The following is an 18736-nucleotide window of genomic DNA, read 5'->3' as shown; positions in this document are numbered from 1 at the left end:
GCTCCTCGGCCTTTCGCGGAATGAGGGCTGAGCCTAGGCCAGTTCGCGGGCCAGGTCCCGCTCCTCCGCGCGCCTTTTGAGCGTATCGCGGTGGTCGTGCAGTTTCTTGCCCCGGCCCAGAGCGATTTCCAGTTTGACCTTGCCGCGTTTGAGATAGACGCGCACCGGCACCACGGTCAGGCCCTTCTGGGCCACCAGCCCCGCCAGTTTGGCGATCTCGCGGGCGTGCAGCAGCAGGCGTCGCGGCCGGTCCGGCTCCTGCGGGGCGTAGCCCGCGTTGGCATAGGGGGCCACATGCAAAGAAAGCAGCCAGGCTTCGCCGCGTTTGAATTCGACATAGCTGTCGATGAAGTTGACCTTGCCGGCGCGGATGCTTTTGACTTCAGGGCCGGTCAGCGAGATGCCGGCCTCCAGAAATTCGGAAAGTTCGTAGAGATGACGGGCCTTTTTGTTGACGGCAATGGTGGAAGGCGGAGTTTTCTGGCTCATGGCTGACTGTGGCTCGAAAGACTTGTGGTGTGGAAGGCCAGCTCCGGTCCCAGGGACTGGTGGAGCTTTTCACGCACCATACGCTTGGAGGCCATGACGTCGGTGCTCATCAGAACGCTGTGGGCCAGCTCCATGCAGGTTTCGGCATTGAGCTGGCGGATCATATGTTTCATGCCCGGCACAAAACGCGGCGCGGCGGACACCGCATCCACGCCCATGCCCAGCAGCAGGGCCAGGCCGCAAGGGTCCGAAGCCAGTTCGCCGCAGACCGAAACGCCGATGCCCTCGCGGTGGGCTGCGTCGATGACCCGTTTGAGCGAGCGCACCACCGCCGGGTGCAGGGGTTCGTGCAGATAGCCCACATGGCGGTTGTTGCGGTCAATGGCCATCAGGTAGTGGATCAGATCGTTGGTGCCGATGCTGAAAAAATCGCATTCCCGGGCCAGGGCGTCGCAGACCAGCACCGCCGCCGGGGTTTCCACCATGATGCCCAGAGGCAGATCCGGCGCATGGGCCAGGTTCTGGGCCTGCAATTCCTGGCGCAGTTCCTGCAGAATGCGGCGCACGCCCTGCACTTCGGCCAGGCCGGAAATCATGGGCAGCAGCAAAGCCACGTTGCCCGTCACCCCGGCCCGCAGCAGGGCTCGCAACTGGGTGCGGAAAATGCCCTGGTGGCGCAGGCAGAAGCGGATGCCCCGCAGGCCCAGCGCCGGATTCGGTTCTTTGAGGGCCGCCTGGGAGCGCAGCATCTTGTCCGCGCCCGCGTCCAGCGTGCGGAAGACCACCCGGCTCGGCGCGGCTTTGGCCGTCACCGCGGCGTATTCCCTGAACAGTTCCTCTTCCGTGGGCAGATCGCCCCTGAGATAGGCGAATTCCGTGCGGTACAGGCCCACGCCGTCGGCTCCGCAGTCGGCCAGGGAATCCAGTTCCTCCGGGCTTTCCAGGTTGGCCTGCACGTCCACGCGCACGCCGTCGCACATCTCGGCGGGCCAGTGGGCCGTGAGCCGGGTATGGCTTTCCCAGGCCGTGTATTCGTCACGGCGTGCCGTGTAGAGGGCCAGATCCCCCTCGTCGGGACCAAAGAGCACGCAGCCGCCCAGGCCGTCCACAATAATCCTGTCATCCTCACGCGCCGTGTCCAGCAGGCCGGTCACGCCGACCAGGGCCGGAATGTGCAGGCCGCGCGACAGAATGGCCGTGTGCGAGGTGGGACCGCCCTCGGCGGTCAGAATGCCCAGTACGCCGCTCAGATCAAGCTCCATGACGTCGGCGGGCGAGAGGTCCTCGGCGGCCAGCAGGCTGGGGCCGTTGACGCCGCGCCGGGGCTTCGCGCCGGCCAGACATTCGCGCAGGCGCAGACCCACGGCCCGGATATCCTGGGCCCGGTCGCGCAGATAGGGATCGTCCATGCCCCGGAACAGGGCGCAGAGCTCTTCCACCGTATGGTCCAGAGCCCAGGAGGCGCAGACCTGCTTGTGCTCGATGCGCGCCAGGGCGGCGTCCAGCAGCTTGGGGTCGCGGGCCAGCTCCATCTGGGCCGCGATGACATCCCGGTATTCGGCCAGATCCTCGGGCACGCCGCGCATGGTCGTTTCCAGGGCGGCGCGCACGCTGGCCGCGGCGGCGCGCAGGGCTTCCTGCTCCATAGCGATTTCGTCCGGGCCGATGCGGCGCTTGTCGCTCGGGCGCGTGTCGTGCATGAAGCGGATGGAGCCGATGGCTATGCCCGGGGAAACCGGGGTGCCGAATAATACCGCGCGGGCCATGTCATTCCTGCAGGGTGGTTAAAAAACGGGCCAAGCCGTGAAGCGCTTCGCGGGCGTCGTCGCCTTTGGCCAGGAGGATAAGTTCCGCATTGGCCGGGGGCGCCAGGGAAAGGATATCCAGCATGCTTTTGGCGTCAACCTCGCCCGTTTCACCAATGAGCTGGATGTCGGCCGCGTAACGCTGGGCTTCCTGGGCCAGACGGGCGGCGGGCCGGGCATGCAGGCCGCCGCGCAGATTGAGCGTGAGCCGCAGGGCGAGCCCGCGCGGAGTTTCTTCGATGACGTCTTCCATGCGTATACCTTAGAGCAGGGTTGTTCTGAAATCGGAGACAATTTCAAAACATACGCTGCCCGCAATCTGCGGCGGGTATGCGCTCCCGCCTTGCTTTGCGTCAGTTTTCGCCGCCATCGGAGCTTTTCCACAGTTTACATGAAATGCTCCTGTCTCCCGTCGTTCCGGCGAAAGAGGACGCAAGCCCGTTTCCTTTCGGGCGGAACCATCTTACATGCTGATGAGCCCCTCGTCCATGAGAATGAGCGCGCCCAGGAGGAGCGCCCAGAGCAGGATGCGCGGCAGGCGCATCCGCCCCACCAGCCAGGCCGCGCCCAGTATGGCGGCCGTGCCCAGCCCGTAATGCAGCCAGGGGAAGGGGGGCTTGTGGCGGAGCGGAAGTTGCCAGACCACCAGGGCCACCATGACCGCATTGAGCATTTTGAGACGGTCCACCCAGTTGATGAGGTTCAGGCGCTTGAGCCGCGCCAGCACGGGCATGCCGTGGCGCAGTCCGGCGAAAAAGGTCAGAATCCGGAAGAGCAGCAACAGCGCCAGAAACAGCGCTGCCAGGGCGGCCGTAAGCCCGATCTGACCGGCCAGCAGCAGGCAGACGCTGACCAGCGCCCAGAGCGGCAGCAGGGTGCCGCTGAAAAAAGAATCTCCCAGGGCTGAGAGGGTGGTCGCCAGGGTTTCGCGCACCGCGCCCACGGCGCCTTCCGGCAGGGAACCACGGGCGATCTGCTCTTCCAGGGAAAGCACGATGCCCACATAGAGCGGGACCATGAACACGTGGGTATTGCTGTGCCCGCCATAACGGGCAAAGGCGCGGGCCCTGGCCGTGTTTTCCGGATAGAGCCGGCTGAGGGCCGGGGCCAGCACAAAGGCGAGGCCGATCTGCTGCATGCCTCTGGCGGTGACGGCCGCGTTGATGCAGCAGGTGCGCGCAAGGCAGTTGAGGGCAACTCGTCGGGGAAGCATGGCATCCCTCAGCTTCAATGTTGGTCTGCTTCAGGGCCTTTTGCCATCCCATCTTTGGCGGACGGGATCAGGGCATACAATTCCTTGCCGTTCCAGCCGCGCACAACGCTCTGAACCCGGCGGGCCACGTCGCGGGGCTTGCCGCCACGGGCAAGTTCCACGCGCAGCAGGCTTTCCACTTCCTCGCGCGGCGTGCGTTCCGTCACTTCGGGCGGGCCGATGATAACCGTGATCTCGCCCAGCAGTTCGTCGGGCAGATCCATACTCTTTTCCAGACGATTGAGTATAAATTCCTCATGAGTTTTGGTCAATTCACGGCAGACGGCCAGGTCACGCGGGCCCAGAATGCGGGCCGCCGTAGCCAGGCTTTCCTTGAGGCGGTCCTTGCGCTCGAAAAAGATCAACGAGCCGGGCACCTGGGCGTAGGCCGTGAGCAGGGCTTCGCGCCCGGCCGTATCGCGGGGCAGAAAACCCAGAAAGGTGTGAGGCAGAGGCGCGATGCCGGCTGCGGACAGGGCCGCGGCCGGGGCGGAAGGCCCCGGCACCGGTGAAACCGGCAGACCTTCCTTGCGGCAGGCCCGCACCAGGCGGTAGCCGGGGTCGGCCAGCAGGGGGGTGCCCGCGTCGGAAATCAGGGCCAGATCGCGGCCATCGCGCAGCAGGCGCAACACTTCTTCCTGACGTTCGGCCTCGTTGTGATCGTAAAAGCTCAGAAAGCGGCGCCCCTGGATGCCGCACAGACGGCAGAGCTGGGCCGCCCGGCGGGTGTCCTCGGCCAGGATCAGATCCGCGTTTTCCAGAATTTCACGGGCCCTGGGCGACAAGTCACCAGGGTTGCCAAGCGGCGTGGCCACTATCCAGAGACGGGGTGAAGTCAAAGGCATGGCGGTAATGCTCCGCGCTGAAGGTGTCGCCGTGGCGCAACAGGCAGACCACGTCAAAGCGGCAGGGAGTTTGCCAAGCGTCGTGCGCCGCCAGCCAGGCCTGCGCCGCGCGTGTGAGGACACGCTGTTTGGCGGGGGTCACGGCCGCGGCCGGGCCGCCGCGTTCGTCCGACCGCCGGGTTTTGACCTCCACAAAGACCAGGACGCCGTTCTCGCGGCAGACCATATCCAGCTCCAGACGGCCCTGCCGCCAGTTATGGTCCAGCAGCTCAAAGCCCCTGCGCCGCAAAAGCGCGGCGGCAGCCTTTTCGCCGTCCCGTCCCAGGCGGATGTGATCCGGCGCGTCCTTGCCCCGCGTGGGAGGCGTTCGCGGGTCGTTTTGCCGGGAAAAAAGCCATTTCAGCACAGGCTGCCCCGCAATGGCGCGGTGGTCCGGGGCAGCACCCCCCGGAACGTCAGGCGGTGCTGCGGGCAGGGGCCCAGACGGCGCAAGGCCGCATAGTGGGCTTTTGTGCCGTAGCCCTTGTGCTCCTCCAGGCCGTAGCCGGGCCAGCGGCGGGCCAGATGCAGCATGAGCCGGTCGCGAAAGGTTTTAGCCAGGATGGAGGCGGCGGAAATGGCGTCTTCGCTTTTGTCCCCGCCCACAATGGCCCGCTGAAGCGGCTGCGGGGCATTGTGCCCGGCGCGCCAGAACAGAGCCAGCACCGTATCGGGCAGAACCTTGTTGCCGTCGATAAGCAAGAGGCCGGGTGTAAGACGCAGCACGCCCACGGCCCGGCTCATGGCTTCGAAGGTGGCCTGCAGAATATTGATGCGCTCGATGCGCCGGGGCCAGACCACGCCCAGCCCCCAGGCCAGAGCACATTCCCTGATGCGCGGGGCCAGGATTTCGCGCGCTTTGGCGCTCAGCGCCTTGGAATCCGTAAGACCGGGCAGCTCGTAAACAGCGGGAAGGATGACGGCGGCGGCCACCACCGGCCCGGCCAGGCAACCGCGTCCGGCTTCGTCGATGCCGGCCACGGGCCCGGACCGGCGGCCGGAAGTCATGTCTTCCGGGCCAAACAGGCCGGCCTGCACGGCATGTCTTTTCACGGCTGCCTCAGTTTCGGTGGTCGCGGTAGGGGCCGCAGACAAAAAACCACGCTTTAGCCGACAGAATGGACGAAAATCCGTTCTGTCGGCTAAAGCGAGTAGTTACGTTGCCGTCTTCCGTCCGCGCATCGGCACCGGGCTGGTGCGTCGGCGCTGACGGCAAAAAGGCGCGAATTCCGATCAGAAGCGGCCGCGCGGCTTGATACGCGCCGCCTTGCCCTTGAGGGCGCGCAGATAGTAGAGGCGGCTGCGGCGCACGCGGCCCTGGCTGACCAGTTCCACATGGTCGATAAAGGGCGAGTTGATCGGGAAGATGCGTTCCACGCCCACGCCGTCGGAAACCTTGCGCACCGTGAAGCTGGCGTTGGTGGTGCCGCGCTTGATGCGGATCACGTTGCCCTGGAAGATCTGGATACGCTCTTTTTCGCCTTCCACAATGCGCAGATGCACTTTGACCGTGTCGCCGGAGCGGAACGCGGGCATATCCATGCGCATGTTTTCCTGTTCGATTTTTCTGATGATGTCCATCGTGAACTCCTTGCAAACCCGCGGGCGGATTGTTGCGTCGTTGCGAAGCGGCCCGCTGTGTGCGGCCCGTGGTTTCAGCAGTAGTCGCCTAAAATTCTGTCGGCCAGGATGGCGGCCGCGCTGCGCACCGAAAGATGATTATATCCCAAAAAACGCAGAGGCCTCAATTGGCCGTCGCAGCGTTCCAGCACTTCCGGGGCCAGCCCCTGGGCCGTGCCCAGGCAGAGCAGCACCGGCCCTTCCCGGCACCAGTCGCATACCTGGCCGGGCGTCAGCGGCGCGGGCGCGCGCTTGCGCGCGGGCCAGGCGGCGGAACTGGCCACCAGCCTGGGAGGCGCGCCGGTATGCTCGCGCAATTGCGCCACAGCCGCGTCCAGCGAAACCGCCGGGCGCACCAGCTCCAGAGCCCGCGCCCTGTCCGGATTGCCCCGGCCGCCGGGGCCTTGGGTCCAGTGCCGCAAAATATCCTCAAGCACCCGCAACTGATCCTCCAGCGGCGTAACCGCATAGAAGGGCCCCATCGCATAGCTGCGGGAAATTCGGGCTATATCGTGAATGTCCAGATTTGTCAAAGAGGAAGCGCCGGAATTTTTTTCTCCGAGCAGGACCGGATAATGTACGAGGCAGAAAGAAAGGTTGCGGCCGGGCCTTTTGCGCGGCTGGCCGGCCAGGGTCCGGGCGTCCTCGCGGTCCAGGGGGGCGTCGTCCAGCATATCCGGGCGCGCCGCCAGAGTGGCGGCCAGGGAGGCCGCGCGCCGCCAGGCCGCGATGCGGGCGTGATCCCCGCTGAGCAGCACCTCCGGCACGGGCAGGCCCTCCAGCTTCTCGGGCCGGGTATAATGCGGATATTCCAGCAAGCCGTGGGAAAAACTCTCTTCCTCGCCGGACTCTTCCTTGCCCATGAAACCCGGCATCAGCCGGGCCACGGATTCGACGACGGCCAGGGCCGCCGTTTCTCCTCCGTTGAGCACAGCTTCGCCCACACTCACCGGTTCCAGGGGGAAAAGTTCCAGCAGGCGGGCGTCCAGTCCCTCATAGCGGCCGCAGACCAGGGTGAGATCTTCTTCCAGGGCCAGTTCGCGCGCCAGAGCCTGGTTGAACGGGCGGCCGCCCGGCGTCATGAGCAGCATCCGGCCGGGGCGTTCGATGGAACGCAGGGCCCGGGCCACGGGTTCGCCCTGCATGACCATGCCCGGGCCGCCGCCATAGGGTCTGTCGTCCACATGGCGGTGCTTGTCCGTGCTGAAGGCGCGCGGATCGTGAAAGCTGAACGTCACCACGCCGGTTTCACGGGCGCGGCCCATGAGGGCGGTGCTCAGAGGCGAATCAAAAAATTCGGGAAAGAGCGAAACCAGATGAAAGCGCGGCATGGCGGGCAGAGTGCCGCAAAAGGGCGCGGCTGGCAAGACATGTTGTCCGGATTGAGGCGTGCCGTAAGACCTTGCGATAGCACGATTGTATAAATCGTATGATTTACGTTATTATGTAATATTCTTTATTTTTAGTAAAAAATTATTTTATGTAATAACATTATTCGATATTTAGAGTGGGTTGACAAATGCAATTCTTCATATCATATAATTAGACAAATTGTTCTGAGGTAAAAGAACTCTGGTCACCAATCATTACCTGTGAGAGTTGGATAAATGATAAGCGATAAAAGTATCTACCTTCGTGAGCTGCTTTATGTTTCCTATAGAGAAATGCCTTTACAGAGTGTATTAAAAAATATTTTTGATTTTCTTTCTGTTCATATGCCTGTTTCCTATCTGGGTATTTATAACTTTTCTTCAGGCGTTATAACCAGAATTGCGATACACCCGCGATATGAAAACCAATTTCTATCGCCTGAGACTTTTCAAATTCCGGATGAACTTCTGAAGGCGGCCTATCAGGACAATGACAACTACGGAACCTGGCACTGCTGCCGGAGCTGCAATACGAAGGGAGAACGTCCCTATGCCAAAATAGCAAAGATGCTCCATCCCATGGGCGGGACAAACATTTATATGCCGCTCGATTTTTGGATTAATTGTACTCAATTCCGATTCGTCAGCGTGCATTGTACGAGCGAGTGCTCCTATTCGCAGGAGCAGGTGGATCTTTGCGAAGAGATCAGGGAGCCGTTGAGCGCCGCGTTGAGGGAAATCCTTGGCCGGGAGAAGGAAGCACGCCCCCGCACGCAAGGCGCCTTCCCCAGGCGGGATGAAAGCCAGGGCCAGGCGCAGGCCTTTCACAGTCTGGACGAACATATCGCGCAGTATATCCGCCAGGTCATCCAGTACACCAACGGGCGTATCAGCGGCAAAAACGGCGCGGCGTCCATCCTGGGGCTGCCGTCCACCACGCTGTGGTCCAAAATGCGCAAACTCAAGATCGACAGCGGCCGTTTGTGATCTGTCCGGCGGTCAGCCAGCGCAGACTGACCGTCGGAACAGGGTACTCGGCGTCCCGTGCCAGGCAGAGCCAGTGGCCGGGGCAGGCGAGAATCCGCCAACGCAGATTTCGGCCGCGGAAACGCAGCAGGCCCGCGCGTCCTCCGTACCGGCCACTGCAAATCAGGGCCGGGTCATGGCTGAGCCCCATCCCCAGCGCCTTGAGCACGGCTTCTTTGACGGCCCAGCGTCGCAACGCGTCGCGGGCCGTTTTTTTTGTCTCCCCGTCCGTAAAGGCCCGCGCCGCCGGGGGCGGGCTGTCCAGCGCTTCGGCGTCCAGCCCCAGGCCCGGATGCCATTCGGGCGCATCCCGCCGGGCATCCTGTTCACAGGGGCCGCCCGCCCCGCGCTCCAAAGCGCAGAAGGCGGCCCGGCCGCTGTGGCTGAAGCTTATACGCCAGCCTGAGAGCAGCGGGCGGCCTGCCATATCCCTTTCCAGACACAAATCCGGACGTAACGCGCCCAGGCTCTGAAGGCCGCGCAGCAGCAGCAGGCGCGCCAGCAGGCGGGAGGCGCGCGCGGCCAGCGCGGGGCCGTCCGGGGCAAAGCGCCGGATATGGGCCATCTGTTCCGGCGCAAGCCGGGGGGCCAGCGCCGTTTCCCAACGCAGGCACAGGCCGCGCAGCCCGGCAGGGGGCAAGTCGGGCAAGGCCGCGCCCAGAATCAGAGCCACGGCCTTCGGCACTCGTTGCGGTGCTTCCCGTGTTTGCCGCGTTCGGCGCGCTTGGCGTTGAACCGGCGGGATATTGCCGGGCCGCCCGTCCATTATTTATTTCCTCCACACGGGCAGCCAGTGCGCCAGCCAGGCGGGCGCGCCTTCCTTCCAGAACCAGAAGGCCAGACCGGCGGCCAGCAGAACCAGAACAGTCAGGCCCGCCGCCAGCAGCCGCCTCAGATATTTTTTGCGCAGCAATTGCGTGTGCAGGCTGTAGGGATCGTCCAGAGAGCGATGCACGTCGGGCGGCATCTGGCCCACGGCCGTGAGGGCCGCGCCCATGGCGATGTTGATGGGCGCGCCGTTGTTGACGGCCCAGCCCGAGGCGTCCAGCAGGGGGCCCAGGCTGCGGCGGCGCAGCTTGAACCAGGCCAGGAGCATGGACGGCCCGGAAATGCAGGCAAAAAGGATCAGCAGGGCCACGGGCCACCACCAGCCCAGGGAAAAGACGGAATTGGCGATGTAGGCAAAGGCCGCGCTGACCACACTGATGCCCACGCTGAAGGCTGCGAAGATGCCCGCGCCCTTGGCGAAGTCAAAACTCGTCTTGGGCGGCGCGCCGGAGGCCGCGGCCGAGGCGTCGGCCTTGATGTCCTTGTCCAGCGCGGTGACCGCCTTGCTGGAGGCCTTGCTCAGGGCGTCGTCCTTGGCGGCCACCAGTTTCTGCAACTGGTCGGCCACCAGATTGCCGAAACGTATATACGGGGCCCACATGGCTTCGCGCAGGCTGATGGGATTGCGCACCAGGCGGAGCACGCTGGTGTCCCAGTCCCGTCCCGCGTTGTCCACGAATACGCCGTGGCGGCCTTCAATAAGAGCATCGGTGCCGCCCGCCGTCAAGGCGGCGGCGATGACGCCGGTCTTTTCCTCGCCGTTGTTGTTCGTGCGGCGGCATTGGCTGTAGACCAGGCAGAGGTGGCTTTGCGAGGCCAGGCGCACGTGGGTGTCCAGGTCCGTCACCGGCACGCAGAGAAAGCAGGCGCGGCTGTCCAGATAGAGCGTGCCCGCCAGGAAGATGGCCCGTCGCTCCGGGTCGTAAAAATCCGCGAAGGACACAAAATTCATCAGCAGGGTATAGAGATGGATGTGCAGCAGGGTCAGTTTTTCCAGATCACGCACCGCGGCCATGCGCGGCGCGGCCAGATCCCGCCGCACATATCCGGCAAAGGACTGCTCCACCTTGCCGTCGAGCAAGGCGTCCAGCTCGGCGGCGGAGAGTTTGTCCAGGGCCTCTTCCGGAGCCGTGGGCAGAAAAGCGCGTTGCAGGGGATCGTCCTCTCCCGCCAGGGCCAGGGGCGGCAGGCCGGGAAAATCCACGCGTTTGGCGTCGTCCGGCGGCCGCTCATAGCCTGGCTTCCGGGTCAGCAATTCGGCATAGGGCGCGAAGCGTTCCTGAATGGCGCGCCAGTTCTTTTCACTCAGGCTTTCGGCCGGAGCGTCCGAAGCGGATGCTCCAGCCGGATCGGCCGCATCCGACGTCGGCACCGGACAGCCGCCCTTGCCGTCGCCGGACGGGGTTGTGTGGATCAGCGGGGCCAGCAGTTGGCGGAAGGCGCTCAGATCGTCATCCCAGGCCGGGTTGACGCCGTGCGTCAGGGGCAGGGGCTGGTCCGGAGCCACCCGGGCCAGGGGCAGGCGGGCCAGAGCCTCCAGTGAAAACAGGGCCTGGCCGCCCTCGTCCGAGGGCGTGAGTTCATTCTCTTCGTTGAGAGCCGTCAGGGCCTGCGGGGCAAAGGCCGCCATGCGGCAGCGGTTGAAATAATCGTCGATTTTGGGACCCAGGCGCTGCAGCAGGGTCCAGGCGGCGGACGTGTCATGGCCCACGGGCAGGGCCGCCTGATGCACGCTTTGCCGCCAGTCGCGGGCCGCGCGCAGCCGGTCCAGGAAAACCCCGGCCAGGGCGGAATCCAGGCCGGGACGGCCCGAATCGTCTCGCTTGCCGCCCACTATCGAGAGACCCAGGCGAATGAAACGGGCGGTCTGTTCGTCATCCTTATCCACGGAAAGCGGCGGCACGACGCCGTCGCCGTTGAAAGCGTAGTCCGTGACGGCGGCCAGAGCCGCTCCGGCCTGCTCCGGGGAAATTTCCCCGGCCTCGGTCCGGCCGCTCTTTTCCTGCACCAAGCGGGCGGCGGCCAGCAGCTCCGCGCCCTGGGGCGTGTCGTCGCGCAGATTGTCCAGAGGCAGGCCGGTGCTCGGCTGTGTGAGCCGGGCCGGATGTTTGACCCGTTCGCAGACCCAGGCCACGGCCTCCAGAATGTCCGCCGAGCGGATACGGCCGTCCTGGTCCGTATCCAGCAGGGACAGGGTGCGGGCGTCGAATTCCAGGCCGTGCGTGGGGCAGCTCAGGGCCATCCAGAGTTTGGGGTCCAGTTGATCCAGTTGCCGCCATTCCTCATCCGTGCTCAGAAGCACCTGATCCAGGCCGCCCATGCGGCGGAAGGAAAAGGTTGGGCCGGTGGAGGCGGCGGAAGTGTCAGTCGTGTTCATGTGCGCTCCATATATAAAAAGGGCGTCCGCAACGCCCCCTTCCTGTTTCCGTAGTATTCCCGTAAAGCCGCGCGGGAGACAGACGATCCGGCGTGCCCGGCCGCGCAAGGCGGCCGCCGGAGGTCTCGTTTGCGGCTCTTTGAGGATGAATGGTGGCAGGAAAAAGAGAGAGAGTCAACAAACGTGCCCCTCTTCCACTGTCCGCGCCTGCGGCCCATGTTGACTTCCGATTGAGTTATGGTACCCCCTATAGAGCATTTCAGTTTGAAACGCCGCGCGCTTCACGCATGATCCGCGTACGTGCATTGAAATTGTGTTTTTACCGCCGCCACAGGATATCGCCTCAACCGGATCTCCTCCCACCTTGAGCCGTTTCCGGCTTCTGCTTCCCCCTGTGGCGGACACGCAATCCGCCATAATTCCCGTGATACGGAGTCTCTATGAAAAATCGCAATGTTTTTTTTGCCCTTGCTCTGGCAATATTGCTGCTCGTGTTCGGTGTCTGGCTGCTGACCTTTTTCCGTTCCACGCTGGTGACCAAACGGCTGGCCGCGGAAGACGGAGGAACCTCGAAACAGAGCTTCGCCGCGCCGGCGGGCCGGCCGTTTTTCAATCCGCCGCGCCCGGAGGACGCGCCGGAAAGCATCCGGGCGGAAGTGATGCTCGGCTACAAGATCATGACCGAAACGAAAAAGTACGCCGGGGAATACGTCAACAATGATTTGTCCTGTTCCAGCTGCCACTTTGACGGCGGCAGAAGTCTGAACACCATTTCGCTGGTGGGCGTGGGCGCCACGTATCCGCGCTTCCGCAGCCGCCAGGACTATACCGTGGACCTGGCCATGCGCGTGCAGGACTGTTTTCAGCGTAGCATGAACGGCGCGGCACCGGCCCTTGACAGCCAGGTCATGCAGTCTCTGCTGGTCTATATGCAGTGGATATCCAAGGATATTCCCATTTATGCCAAGCTGCCCTGGGCTCTGCCGAAGGATCTGGGCAATCCCCACAAGCCCGACGCGGCCAACGGCGACAAGGTCTATGCCGACGTCTGCGCCCGCTGCCACGGCGACAACGGCCAGGGCACGCCCATTGCGCCGCCGCTCTGGGGCGACGGCTCCTACAACGCCGGGGCGGGCATGCACCGCGTCAGCACGTTCTCCGTCTTCGCCTGGCGCTTCATGCCCAAAAACGCGCCGTCCCTGACCCAGGAGCAGGCCCTTGACGTGGCCGCCTTCGTCAACGGAAAGCCCCGGCCCAAATTCGTGTCCACCGGTCCCGACAAGATCAAGCGGGTCATCCCTCTGCCGGAGGGAAAGTGAGCCATGATCTTTCCTATCCTGCATATTCCCGGCCTCGGCGACGGCATGACCATCGCCCTTGACGCCGTGCTGCATGTGCTCATCAGCCACGGCCTGGCCATCGGCCTGGCGAGCATGCTTGTCCTGTTCCAGACTCTCACCTGGCTGGGCAAGGGCGCGTTCTGGGCGCAGATCAGCCGCGGCCTGCTCGGTCCGGTCGTGGTCATCACCACGTCCATCGGCGCGGTCACCGGCGTGGGCATCTGGTTCATCACCGGCGCCCTGGCCCCGGAGGGCATCGGCTCGCTGATTCACCTCTTTTTCTGGCCCTGGTTCATCGAATGGGGCGCGTTCACCACGGAAGTGGTTCTTCTGCTGATCTATTACTATCTCTGGGACCGTCTGGCCCAGGACAAGCCGGGCGTTCTGGCGGCTCTGGGCTGGGGCTACGTGGCCGTGGCCGTGAGTTCGGCCTTCCTGATCTCGGGCATTCTCGGCTTTATGCTCACGCCCGACGGCTGGCCCTGGGGGCAGACCTTCCGCGAGGCCTATTTCAATCCCACCTTTATCCCGCAATTCCTGTTGCGCGTGGCGGGCGGCTTGAGCCTGGGCTCCCTGTGCCTGCTGGGCTGGACGGCCTGGCGCTACAAAGGCCCCCGTGAGGACCGCAACCGGGCCCTGCGCCTGACGGGCGCGGTCTTTCTCGGCGCGGCGCTGGTCACGGCCGTGTGTGCCTTTGTCTATTTTTCCAGGGTGCCGCAGACCTATCTTACCCACTGGAAGTTCGCGGTGGCCACCTCGTATTTGTCCCAGCTGCCGTATCTGCTGCCCGCGTTCAACGGTCTGGCCGCCCTCTGCATTCTGGTCACGGCCCTGGCCGCGCTGTTCCGGCAGCGCCGCTTGTGCGGGCTGCTCTGCATCCCCACCGTTATTCTCTGCGTGGGCCTGGTGATGGAGTTCGAGCGCATCCGTGAATTCGTGCGCGGCCCCTATCTGCTGCCGGGCTATATGTACGCCAACCAGATTCCCATGGCTGAAAACCTGGCCCTGGACGACAAGCACGAAGGCCTGTTGCCCCGTATGCGCTGGATCAACAACGACGCCGGTCTGTCCCCGGAAAACAGGGCCGGACGGGCGCTGTTCGCGGCCAACTGCGGCGTCTGCCATACCGAGGACGGCATCAACGGCATCCGTGAGCGCCTTGCCGGGCGTACGCTGGAAGGCATCAACGCCATTACCGGCATCACCCAGAATCTGGCGCCGTTTATGACGCCGTTCACCGGCTCCGAGCAGGAACGTCTACTTCTGGCCAACTATCTGTATTCATTGGCCAACCAAGATTCGCGCCTTCACGGGCAGAGCCCCAAGGAGAAGTAGACATGACCCAATGGAACGATCTTTTTCTCAGAATGCCCCTGCCGGAATCATGGCAGAACGGGCTGCTTTTCGTCAGTTTCGGCCTGCATCTGTTGTTCGTGCTGCTCATGCTCGGCACGGCGCTGCTCGGCCTGTTGTTTTTCCTGCAAAAATGTCTGACCGGGGAGGGCGGCGCGCAGCTCTGGAACAAGCAGATCGTGCACACCCACCTGGGTCTCAAGAGCCTGGCCGTGGTGCTGGGCGTGGCTCCCCTGCTTATCGTTCAGGTACGCTATTCCCATGCCTTTTTCACGGCCACGGGACTGTTTTCCTATGCCTGGCTGGCTGTAATTCCGCTGTTGATCGTCGCTTTCCTGCTGATCGACGCCTTCGGGCACAAGATTGAGGTCAATACCTGGCTGGCGTTCATCTGCGGCGTTCTGGGCGTGGGCGCGCTGCTCACGGTACCGGCCGTTTTCACCGGAGCCCTGGCGCTGATGGAGCGGCAGGCCCTCTGGCCCGCCTTCGCGGCCGGGGGCTTCAGCCCGGACGGCGCGTTCGCGGCGCACTGGCTGTTGCGCTATCTGCATATCCTGGGCGCGGCGCTGGTTTTCGGCGCGGCCTTTCACCTTTTCTTTTCCACCAGAAAACACCCGGAAAAAGCGCCCCGTCTGCGCAACTGGCTGTTCGGCGCCACCCTGGCCCAGGTGGTCATCGGCCTCCCCCTGGTTTTCTCCGTGGCCGCGGATCTGAACTGGTCCATCCTCTGGGCCGTGACCGTGGGAGCGGCCGCCGCCATGCTGGCGCTCTGGGCCCTGCGGCCCGCCGCCGCGCCGTTGACGGCCGTGGGGCCGCGCAGTCTGCTGGTTCTTCTGCCGATGATCTTTGTCGCCATGCTGGTGGCCCGGCAGTTTCTGCAAGACCGGGTTCTGGCGCCGGGCCATGCCCAGGCCGTGGCGGTGCGCGAGGCGCGCTCCAAAGCCTTGGCTCCCTTCCGGCAGCAGGCTCTGGCGGCCTTTACGGTCAAGCTGGAGACGGTCTATGACAACGGCGAAACCATCTATGACGGCGCTTGCCAGCCCTGCCACGGCACGGCCGGGCACGGAGACGGCCCGGCCGCCGGACGTCTGCTGGTGCCGGCTGCGGATCTCGCCGCCATCCGGGCGGACCGGGAGTATATCTACGGCATTCTGAAAGACGGGACGCCCGGCTCGGCCATGCCCTATTTCCGGCTGTACGACAAGGAAAAGCTGGACAAGGTGCTGGACACGCTTTCCAGGCGTTTTTCCATGTTCGCGGCCGCGGCGAAACCCGCGCATGAGCCTGACCTGGAGGCCCAGACGGTCTGGGAGGAAACCTGTTCCGTATGCCACGGCACGGACGGCGCGCCCACCCCCTTCGGCCGCACGCTACGGCCCGAGCCGCCGGACCTGCGCCGCTTCTCCCTGACGCCTGAACGGGCGCTGACCATCATCACGGAAGGCTATCCGGGAACCGTCATGCAGCCTTACAGGGCTCTGCCCGAAGAGGTGCGCCGGGATCTTGTCGCCATCAGTAATTCCTTCCGTATTGTTCCCGACAGTAAATAGAAAAACACCATAGAGATGTTCGAATCGCGCCCCCCGCTCCGGCCGCACGCCGGACAGGGGGCGCGTTGCGTTACGCGTGCCGGAATGCACGGCACGTTGCGGAACGACGGCACGGGATGCGTATGCCAGGTGAGAGAGGTCAGCGTGTGTCGCCCGGATTGCGCAAACGCCCGGTGAACTTCCCGGCGGGCATGGGCCGGGCAAAAACATAGCCCTGTACCATATCGCAGCTGGCGTCCTTGAGGAAGCTCACCTGCTCCAGCCGATCCGGGGAGGCATTGAGCGCGGCGAGAAAGGCGGCGGCGTTTTCCCGTATGGGGCCGTCGGGCGGCGTCAGGCTCACGGCGGTCAGAACGGTTTTCAGAGCTTCCCTGTCGGCGCTGATGGGGATAATGCCTTTGGCGCGGAAGGTTTCGCAGGCCGCCAGAAAAGCCTTGCCGTTCCGGGGGGTGCTCACGCCGTGCCGGGCCGGCAGGTCCAGATTGACGAACAGGCCGTGAGCGCCCAGGCTGCTTGTGGCGATATAGGGGCGGCCGCCTCCTTGCATTTGCCCGAGCACTTCGGGGCGATAGGCCGTGAGCGCGGGCAGGCCGGACTGATCCGCAAGCCGTCCCCGGCGTTGATAGGGCCGCAGGCAGTCCGGCGGCAGTATGAAGACGTCGTCCGTCCTGTCGTCTTTTTTGAGGCGTTGATTGAGCAGCCGGGAATAGACGTTGAGCGCTATGCCTTCATAGCTGACGAGCATGTCATTGTGCGCCGCGCTGTAGCCGTTCAGAATTTGTTCGATGCAGCTCTGATTTTCAGCGTCGTATTGAATTCCCAGAAAGGTGATCAGCGTTTTCCGCGGCAGGGCATCGTGATACTCCATATTTCTGTTGCCCACGTGAAACAGGAAGCCGGACAGGAAAAAAGCGTTCAACGCGATGAACAGCACAAGCACGAGCCTGCGCAAGCCGGGCCTGTCATTGCCTGAAAGGAAGCCGTGTCCGGGCATTATTTTTTTCTCCGAAAGGCATTGCGGCCCATATGCGCCGTGCCATGGTTCATGATTTTTCAAAATTACGAAAAATAAGTAACGATTTTTCATAATTTTTACGACAAAATGGACGAATTCCGATATATGAGGACTATTTTCTGTTATCTCCAACGGACGTCTGATGCAAGCGCCCGTTCGGAGCCAAGCCCTGTGGCGGAGCATGCTGTTCCGTCCGTGGCGGCCGTCTTTCTTCGACGGGCGTGCGCACGGCGGCGCGCGTCGGCATGATGCCGGTTCCGCCCGCCTTGCCATAACCCATCGGCTGGCTTATCAAAAAGGATAATTTTTATTTCGTACTGGTGGGAGGTGGGTATGGCGGAACGGACGCTTACGCCGCTGGACGGGTATTTTCCCATCCCGGCCGCGTATTTCGGCATGGTACTGGGCATCATCGGCATGGGTTCGGCCTGGCGTTTCGCCGCGCAGCACTGGGCGTTGCCCGCGGTTGTGGGCGAATGCCTGATGGCGCTGGGGGTGGCCGTCTGGCTGGTTCTGACCTGCGTGTTCATCTATAAATGGCTGTTCCGCCGGGCGGCGGCGCTGGCCGAGGTGCGCGACGCCATTCAATGCTGTTTCATCAGCCTGTTTCCCGGCACCACCATGCTGGTGGGCGTGGCCGTGGCTCCGTATGCCCGTCCGCTGGCCTTCTGGCTGATCGTGCTGGGCACGGTGGGCCAGCTGGCCTTTGCCGCCTACCGCAGCGCCGGGCTGTGGAGGGGACAGCATACGCCCGAGGCGACCACGCCGGGCGTGTATCTGCCCACGGTGGCCAGCAACCTGATCAGCGCCATTGCCCTGGGCAGCCTGGGCTACGGCCATTGGGGCTTTCTCTTTCTGGGCGCGGGCATTTTTTCCTGGCTCAGCCTGGAACCGGTAATTCTCGCGCGTCTGCGCACCATGGGCGAACTGCCCAGGCCGGTGCGCCCGACCATCGGCATTCAGCTCGCGCCGCCCCTGGTGGCCTGTACGGCCTATCTGTCGGTCAACGGCGGAGTGGCGGACATTTTTGCCCAGGTGCTCTTCGGCTATGGCCTCCTGCAACTGATCTTTCTGGCCCGGCTGCTAGTCTGGACCTTTGAGCAGCCCTTTTCCCCCTCCTTCTGGAGCTTCTCCTTCGGCATTTCCGCCTTGTCCGCATCCGCGCTGCGTTTTCTGGCGCACGAGCCGACCAGCCCCATTTCGCTGCTGAGCTGGCCGATCTTTATTTTTTCCAATCTGGTTATCGGGCTTTTGATCATCGGCACCCTGATCCGTATCGTCCAGGGCAGGTTTCTGCTGCCCCGGCCTCGTTCGGCCGGTTCCGCAGCCTGATTCCAGTGGGCGTCAGGATATGCTCCATGCAAAAAAGCCGCATGATTGATATGCCCCCATCAGAGTAGACAACGACAAAAAGGCCACATAGGCTAATCGTTGTAACCTGATGGGGACAGACCAGATCGCGGCCTTTTTGCATGGACGTTTGCTAATGGGCGTGAGCCTTACCAGCCCCGTTCCTGCATGCGCTCTGCATCCGGAATGGAGGAAATCTCGATGCCCACCATGGGTTCGCCCAGGTCGCGGGAGATTTCGGCCAGTACGGCGTAATCCTTGTAGTTGGTCACGGCCTGCACGATGGCCTTGGCGCGCCTGGCCGGGTCGCCGGACTTGAAGATGCCCGAGCCCACGAACACGCCGTCGCAGCCCAGGTGCATCATCAGGGCCGCGTCAGCCGGGGTGGCGATGCCGCCGGCCGCGAAGTTGACCACGGGCAGGCGGCCTTCCTTGCGCACGATCAGGCAGATTTCCAGGGGCGCGCCGCATTCCTTG

At 63.7% G+C, this 18736-nt stretch carries 17 protein-coding genes and 1 pseudogene; 5 read left to right on the top strand and 13 right to left on the bottom strand.

The window, feature by feature from the left end; genetic code table 11:
• Positions 1-33 precede the first annotated feature (33 nt).
• The 9 genes from smpB to trmD form a co-directional block, all read right to left on the bottom strand.
• Positions 34-489: an SsrA-binding protein SmpB gene (smpB, locus tag KH208_RS03630; RefSeq protein WP_291433904.1), complete on the bottom strand. Its 456-nt coding sequence runs from the start codon at positions 487-489 to the stop codon at positions 34-36.
• Positions 486-2255, bottom strand: coding sequence for a phosphoenolpyruvate--protein phosphotransferase (ptsP, locus tag KH208_RS03625; RefSeq protein WP_291433903.1), 1770 nt, complete (start codon positions 2253-2255; stop codon positions 486-488). Before ptsP ends, smpB begins: the two co-directional genes overlap by 4 nt.
• Before the next feature lies 1 nt (position 2256).
• The gene (locus tag KH208_RS03620) at positions 2257-2547 is read right to left on the bottom strand and encodes an HPr family phosphocarrier protein (RefSeq protein ID WP_008685685.1); all 291 of its coding nucleotides are present in this window, start codon (positions 2545-2547) and stop codon (positions 2257-2259) included.
• Positions 2548-2757: 210 nt separating this feature from the next.
• Positions 2758-3507 carry a PTS system mannose/fructose/sorbose family transporter subunit IID gene (locus tag KH208_RS03615; protein WP_291433901.1) on the bottom strand — a complete coding sequence of 250 codons (750 nt, stop codon included), beginning with the start codon at positions 3505-3507 and terminating at the stop codon, positions 2758-2760.
• A 14-nt stretch (positions 3508-3521) separates the two neighbouring features.
• Positions 3522-4391 carry a 16S rRNA (cytidine(1402)-2'-O)-methyltransferase gene (gene rsmI / locus KH208_RS03610; RefSeq protein ID WP_291433899.1) on the bottom strand — a complete coding sequence of 290 codons (870 nt, stop codon included), beginning with the start codon at positions 4389-4391 and terminating at the stop codon, positions 3522-3524.
• Positions 4333-4722, bottom strand: coding sequence for a YraN family protein (locus tag KH208_RS03605; protein ID WP_291434000.1), 390 nt, complete (start codon positions 4720-4722; stop codon positions 4333-4335). The genes rsmI and KH208_RS03605 overlap by 59 nt, the downstream gene beginning before the upstream one ends.
• A gap of 68 nt (positions 4723-4790) precedes the next feature.
• Entirely contained in the window at positions 4791-5438 is a 648-nt protein-coding gene (locus tag KH208_RS03600) for a ribonuclease HII (protein WP_291433998.1), read from the bottom strand.
• Positions 5439-5663: 225 nt separating this feature from the next.
• Positions 5664-6011, bottom strand: a complete 348-nt coding sequence (gene rplS / locus KH208_RS03595; protein WP_008685677.1) for a 50S ribosomal protein L19 — start codon at positions 6009-6011, stop codon at positions 5664-5666.
• Between the two features lie 74 nt (positions 6012-6085).
• A complete protein-coding gene (gene trmD, locus KH208_RS03590; protein WP_291433997.1) occupies positions 6086-7381 on the bottom strand; it encodes a tRNA (guanosine(37)-N1)-methyltransferase TrmD in 1296 nt (431 codons plus the stop codon).
• Positions 7382-7657: 276 nt separating this feature from the next.
• On the opposite strand from trmD, the gene KH208_RS03585 reads away from it, so the two are divergent.
• A complete protein-coding gene (locus KH208_RS03585) occupies positions 7658-8407 on the top strand; it encodes a Fis family transcriptional regulator (RefSeq protein ID WP_291433894.1) in 750 nt (249 codons plus the stop codon).
• Here the strand turns inward: KH208_RS03585 and KH208_RS03580 are convergent.
• Both KH208_RS03580 and KH208_RS03575 read right to left on the bottom strand, forming a co-directional pair.
• The gene (locus tag KH208_RS03580) at positions 8382-9119 is read right to left on the bottom strand and encodes a 4'-phosphopantetheinyl transferase superfamily protein (RefSeq protein WP_291433892.1); all 738 of its coding nucleotides are present in this window, start codon (positions 9117-9119) and stop codon (positions 8382-8384) included. The two genes, KH208_RS03585 and KH208_RS03580, sit on opposite strands and share 26 nt — an antisense overlap.
• 96 nt (positions 9120-9215) lie before the next feature.
• Positions 9216-11651 carry an ABC transporter permease gene (locus KH208_RS03575; RefSeq protein ID WP_291433890.1) on the bottom strand — a complete coding sequence of 812 codons (2436 nt, stop codon included), beginning with the start codon at positions 11649-11651 and terminating at the stop codon, positions 9216-9218.
• 440 nt (positions 11652-12091) lie between these two features.
• Between KH208_RS03575 and KH208_RS03570 the strand changes: the two genes are divergently transcribed.
• Genes KH208_RS03570 through KH208_RS03560 form a run of 3 tightly spaced genes read left to right on the top strand, consistent with a single transcriptional unit; the run spans position 12092 to position 15894 of the window.
• Positions 12092-12970 carry a c-type cytochrome gene (locus tag KH208_RS03570; RefSeq protein ID WP_291433888.1) on the top strand — a complete coding sequence of 293 codons (879 nt, stop codon included), beginning with the start codon at positions 12092-12094 and terminating at the stop codon, positions 12968-12970.
• A gap of 3 nt (positions 12971-12973) precedes the next feature.
• Positions 12974-14326 (top strand): cytochrome ubiquinol oxidase subunit I, encoded by a 1353-nt coding sequence (locus KH208_RS03565; RefSeq protein ID WP_291433886.1) that lies wholly within the window; start codon positions 12974-12976, stop codon positions 14324-14326.
• A gap of 2 nt (positions 14327-14328) precedes the next feature.
• The gene (locus KH208_RS03560) at positions 14329-15894 is read left to right on the top strand and encodes a c-type cytochrome (RefSeq protein WP_291433884.1); all 1566 of its coding nucleotides are present in this window, start codon (positions 14329-14331) and stop codon (positions 15892-15894) included.
• A 139-nt stretch (positions 15895-16033) separates the two neighbouring features.
• On the opposite strand, the gene KH208_RS03555 is transcribed toward KH208_RS03560, so the two are convergent.
• Positions 16034-16888 (bottom strand): hypothetical protein, encoded by an 855-nt coding sequence (locus KH208_RS03555; protein WP_291433883.1) that lies wholly within the window; start codon positions 16886-16888, stop codon positions 16034-16036.
• Positions 16889-17242: 354 nt separating this feature from the next.
• Here KH208_RS03555 and tehA point away from each other — a divergent pair, with 354 nt between their 5' ends.
• Positions 17243-18241: a dicarboxylate transporter/tellurite-resistance protein TehA gene (gene tehA, locus KH208_RS03550; protein WP_291433882.1), complete on the top strand. Its 999-nt coding sequence runs from the start codon at positions 17243-17245 to the stop codon at positions 18239-18241.
• 167 nt (positions 18242-18408) lie between these two features.
• Here the strand turns inward: tehA and KH208_RS03545 are convergent.
• Positions 18409-18736: pseudogene (locus KH208_RS03545) on the bottom strand (pyridoxal 5'-phosphate synthase lyase subunit PdxS); the annotation flags it as partial.

Origin of the sequence: Desulfovibrio sp. (assembly GCF_018379785.1) — a bacterium.
GTDB lineage: Bacteria > Desulfobacterota > Desulfovibrionia > Desulfovibrionales > Desulfovibrionaceae > Desulfovibrio.
Note: the sequence above shows the minus strand (reverse complement) of the source record. Positions and strands in the feature narration are given on the sequence as shown.

Coding starts and splice junctions, on each gene's coding strand:
- KH208_RS03585 (WP_291433894.1), top strand. CDS start 7,658: ATGATAAGCGATAAAAGTATCTACCTTCGTGAGCTGCTTTATGTTTCC.
- KH208_RS03555 (WP_291433883.1), bottom strand. CDS start 16,888: ATGCCCGGACACGGCTTCCTTTCAGGCAATGACAGGCCCGGCTTGCGC.
- KH208_RS03570 (WP_291433888.1), top strand. CDS start 12,092: ATGAAAAATCGCAATGTTTTTTTTGCCCTTGCTCTGGCAATATTGCTG.
- ptsP (WP_291433903.1), bottom strand. CDS start 2,255: ATGGCCCGCGCGGTATTATTCGGCACCCCGGTTTCCCCGGGCATAGCC.
- KH208_RS03620 (WP_008685685.1), bottom strand. CDS start 2,547: ATGGAAGACGTCATCGAAGAAACTCCGCGCGGGCTCGCCCTGCGGCTC.
- KH208_RS03560 (WP_291433884.1), top strand. CDS start 14,329: ATGACCCAATGGAACGATCTTTTTCTCAGAATGCCCCTGCCGGAATCA.
- rsmI (WP_291433899.1), bottom strand. CDS start 4,391: ATGCCTTTGACTTCACCCCGTCTCTGGATAGTGGCCACGCCGCTTGGC.
- trmD (WP_291433997.1), bottom strand. CDS start 7,381: ATGCCGCGCTTTCATCTGGTTTCGCTCTTTCCCGAATTTTTTGATTCG.
- smpB (WP_291433904.1), bottom strand. CDS start 489: ATGAGCCAGAAAACTCCGCCTTCCACCATTGCCGTCAACAAAAAGGCC.
- tehA (WP_291433882.1), top strand. CDS start 17,243: ATGGCGGAACGGACGCTTACGCCGCTGGACGGGTATTTTCCCATCCCG.
- KH208_RS03600 (WP_291433998.1), bottom strand. CDS start 5,438: ATGACTTCCGGCCGCCGGTCCGGGCCCGTGGCCGGCATCGACGAAGCC.
- KH208_RS03575 (WP_291433890.1), bottom strand. CDS start 11,651: ATGAACACGACTGACACTTCCGCCGCCTCCACCGGCCCAACCTTTTCC.
- KH208_RS03615 (WP_291433901.1), bottom strand. CDS start 3,507: ATGCTTCCCCGACGAGTTGCCCTCAACTGCCTTGCGCGCACCTGCTGC.
- rplS (WP_008685677.1), bottom strand. CDS start 6,011: ATGGACATCATCAGAAAAATCGAACAGGAAAACATGCGCATGGATATG.
- KH208_RS03565 (WP_291433886.1), top strand. CDS start 12,974: ATGATCTTTCCTATCCTGCATATTCCCGGCCTCGGCGACGGCATGACC.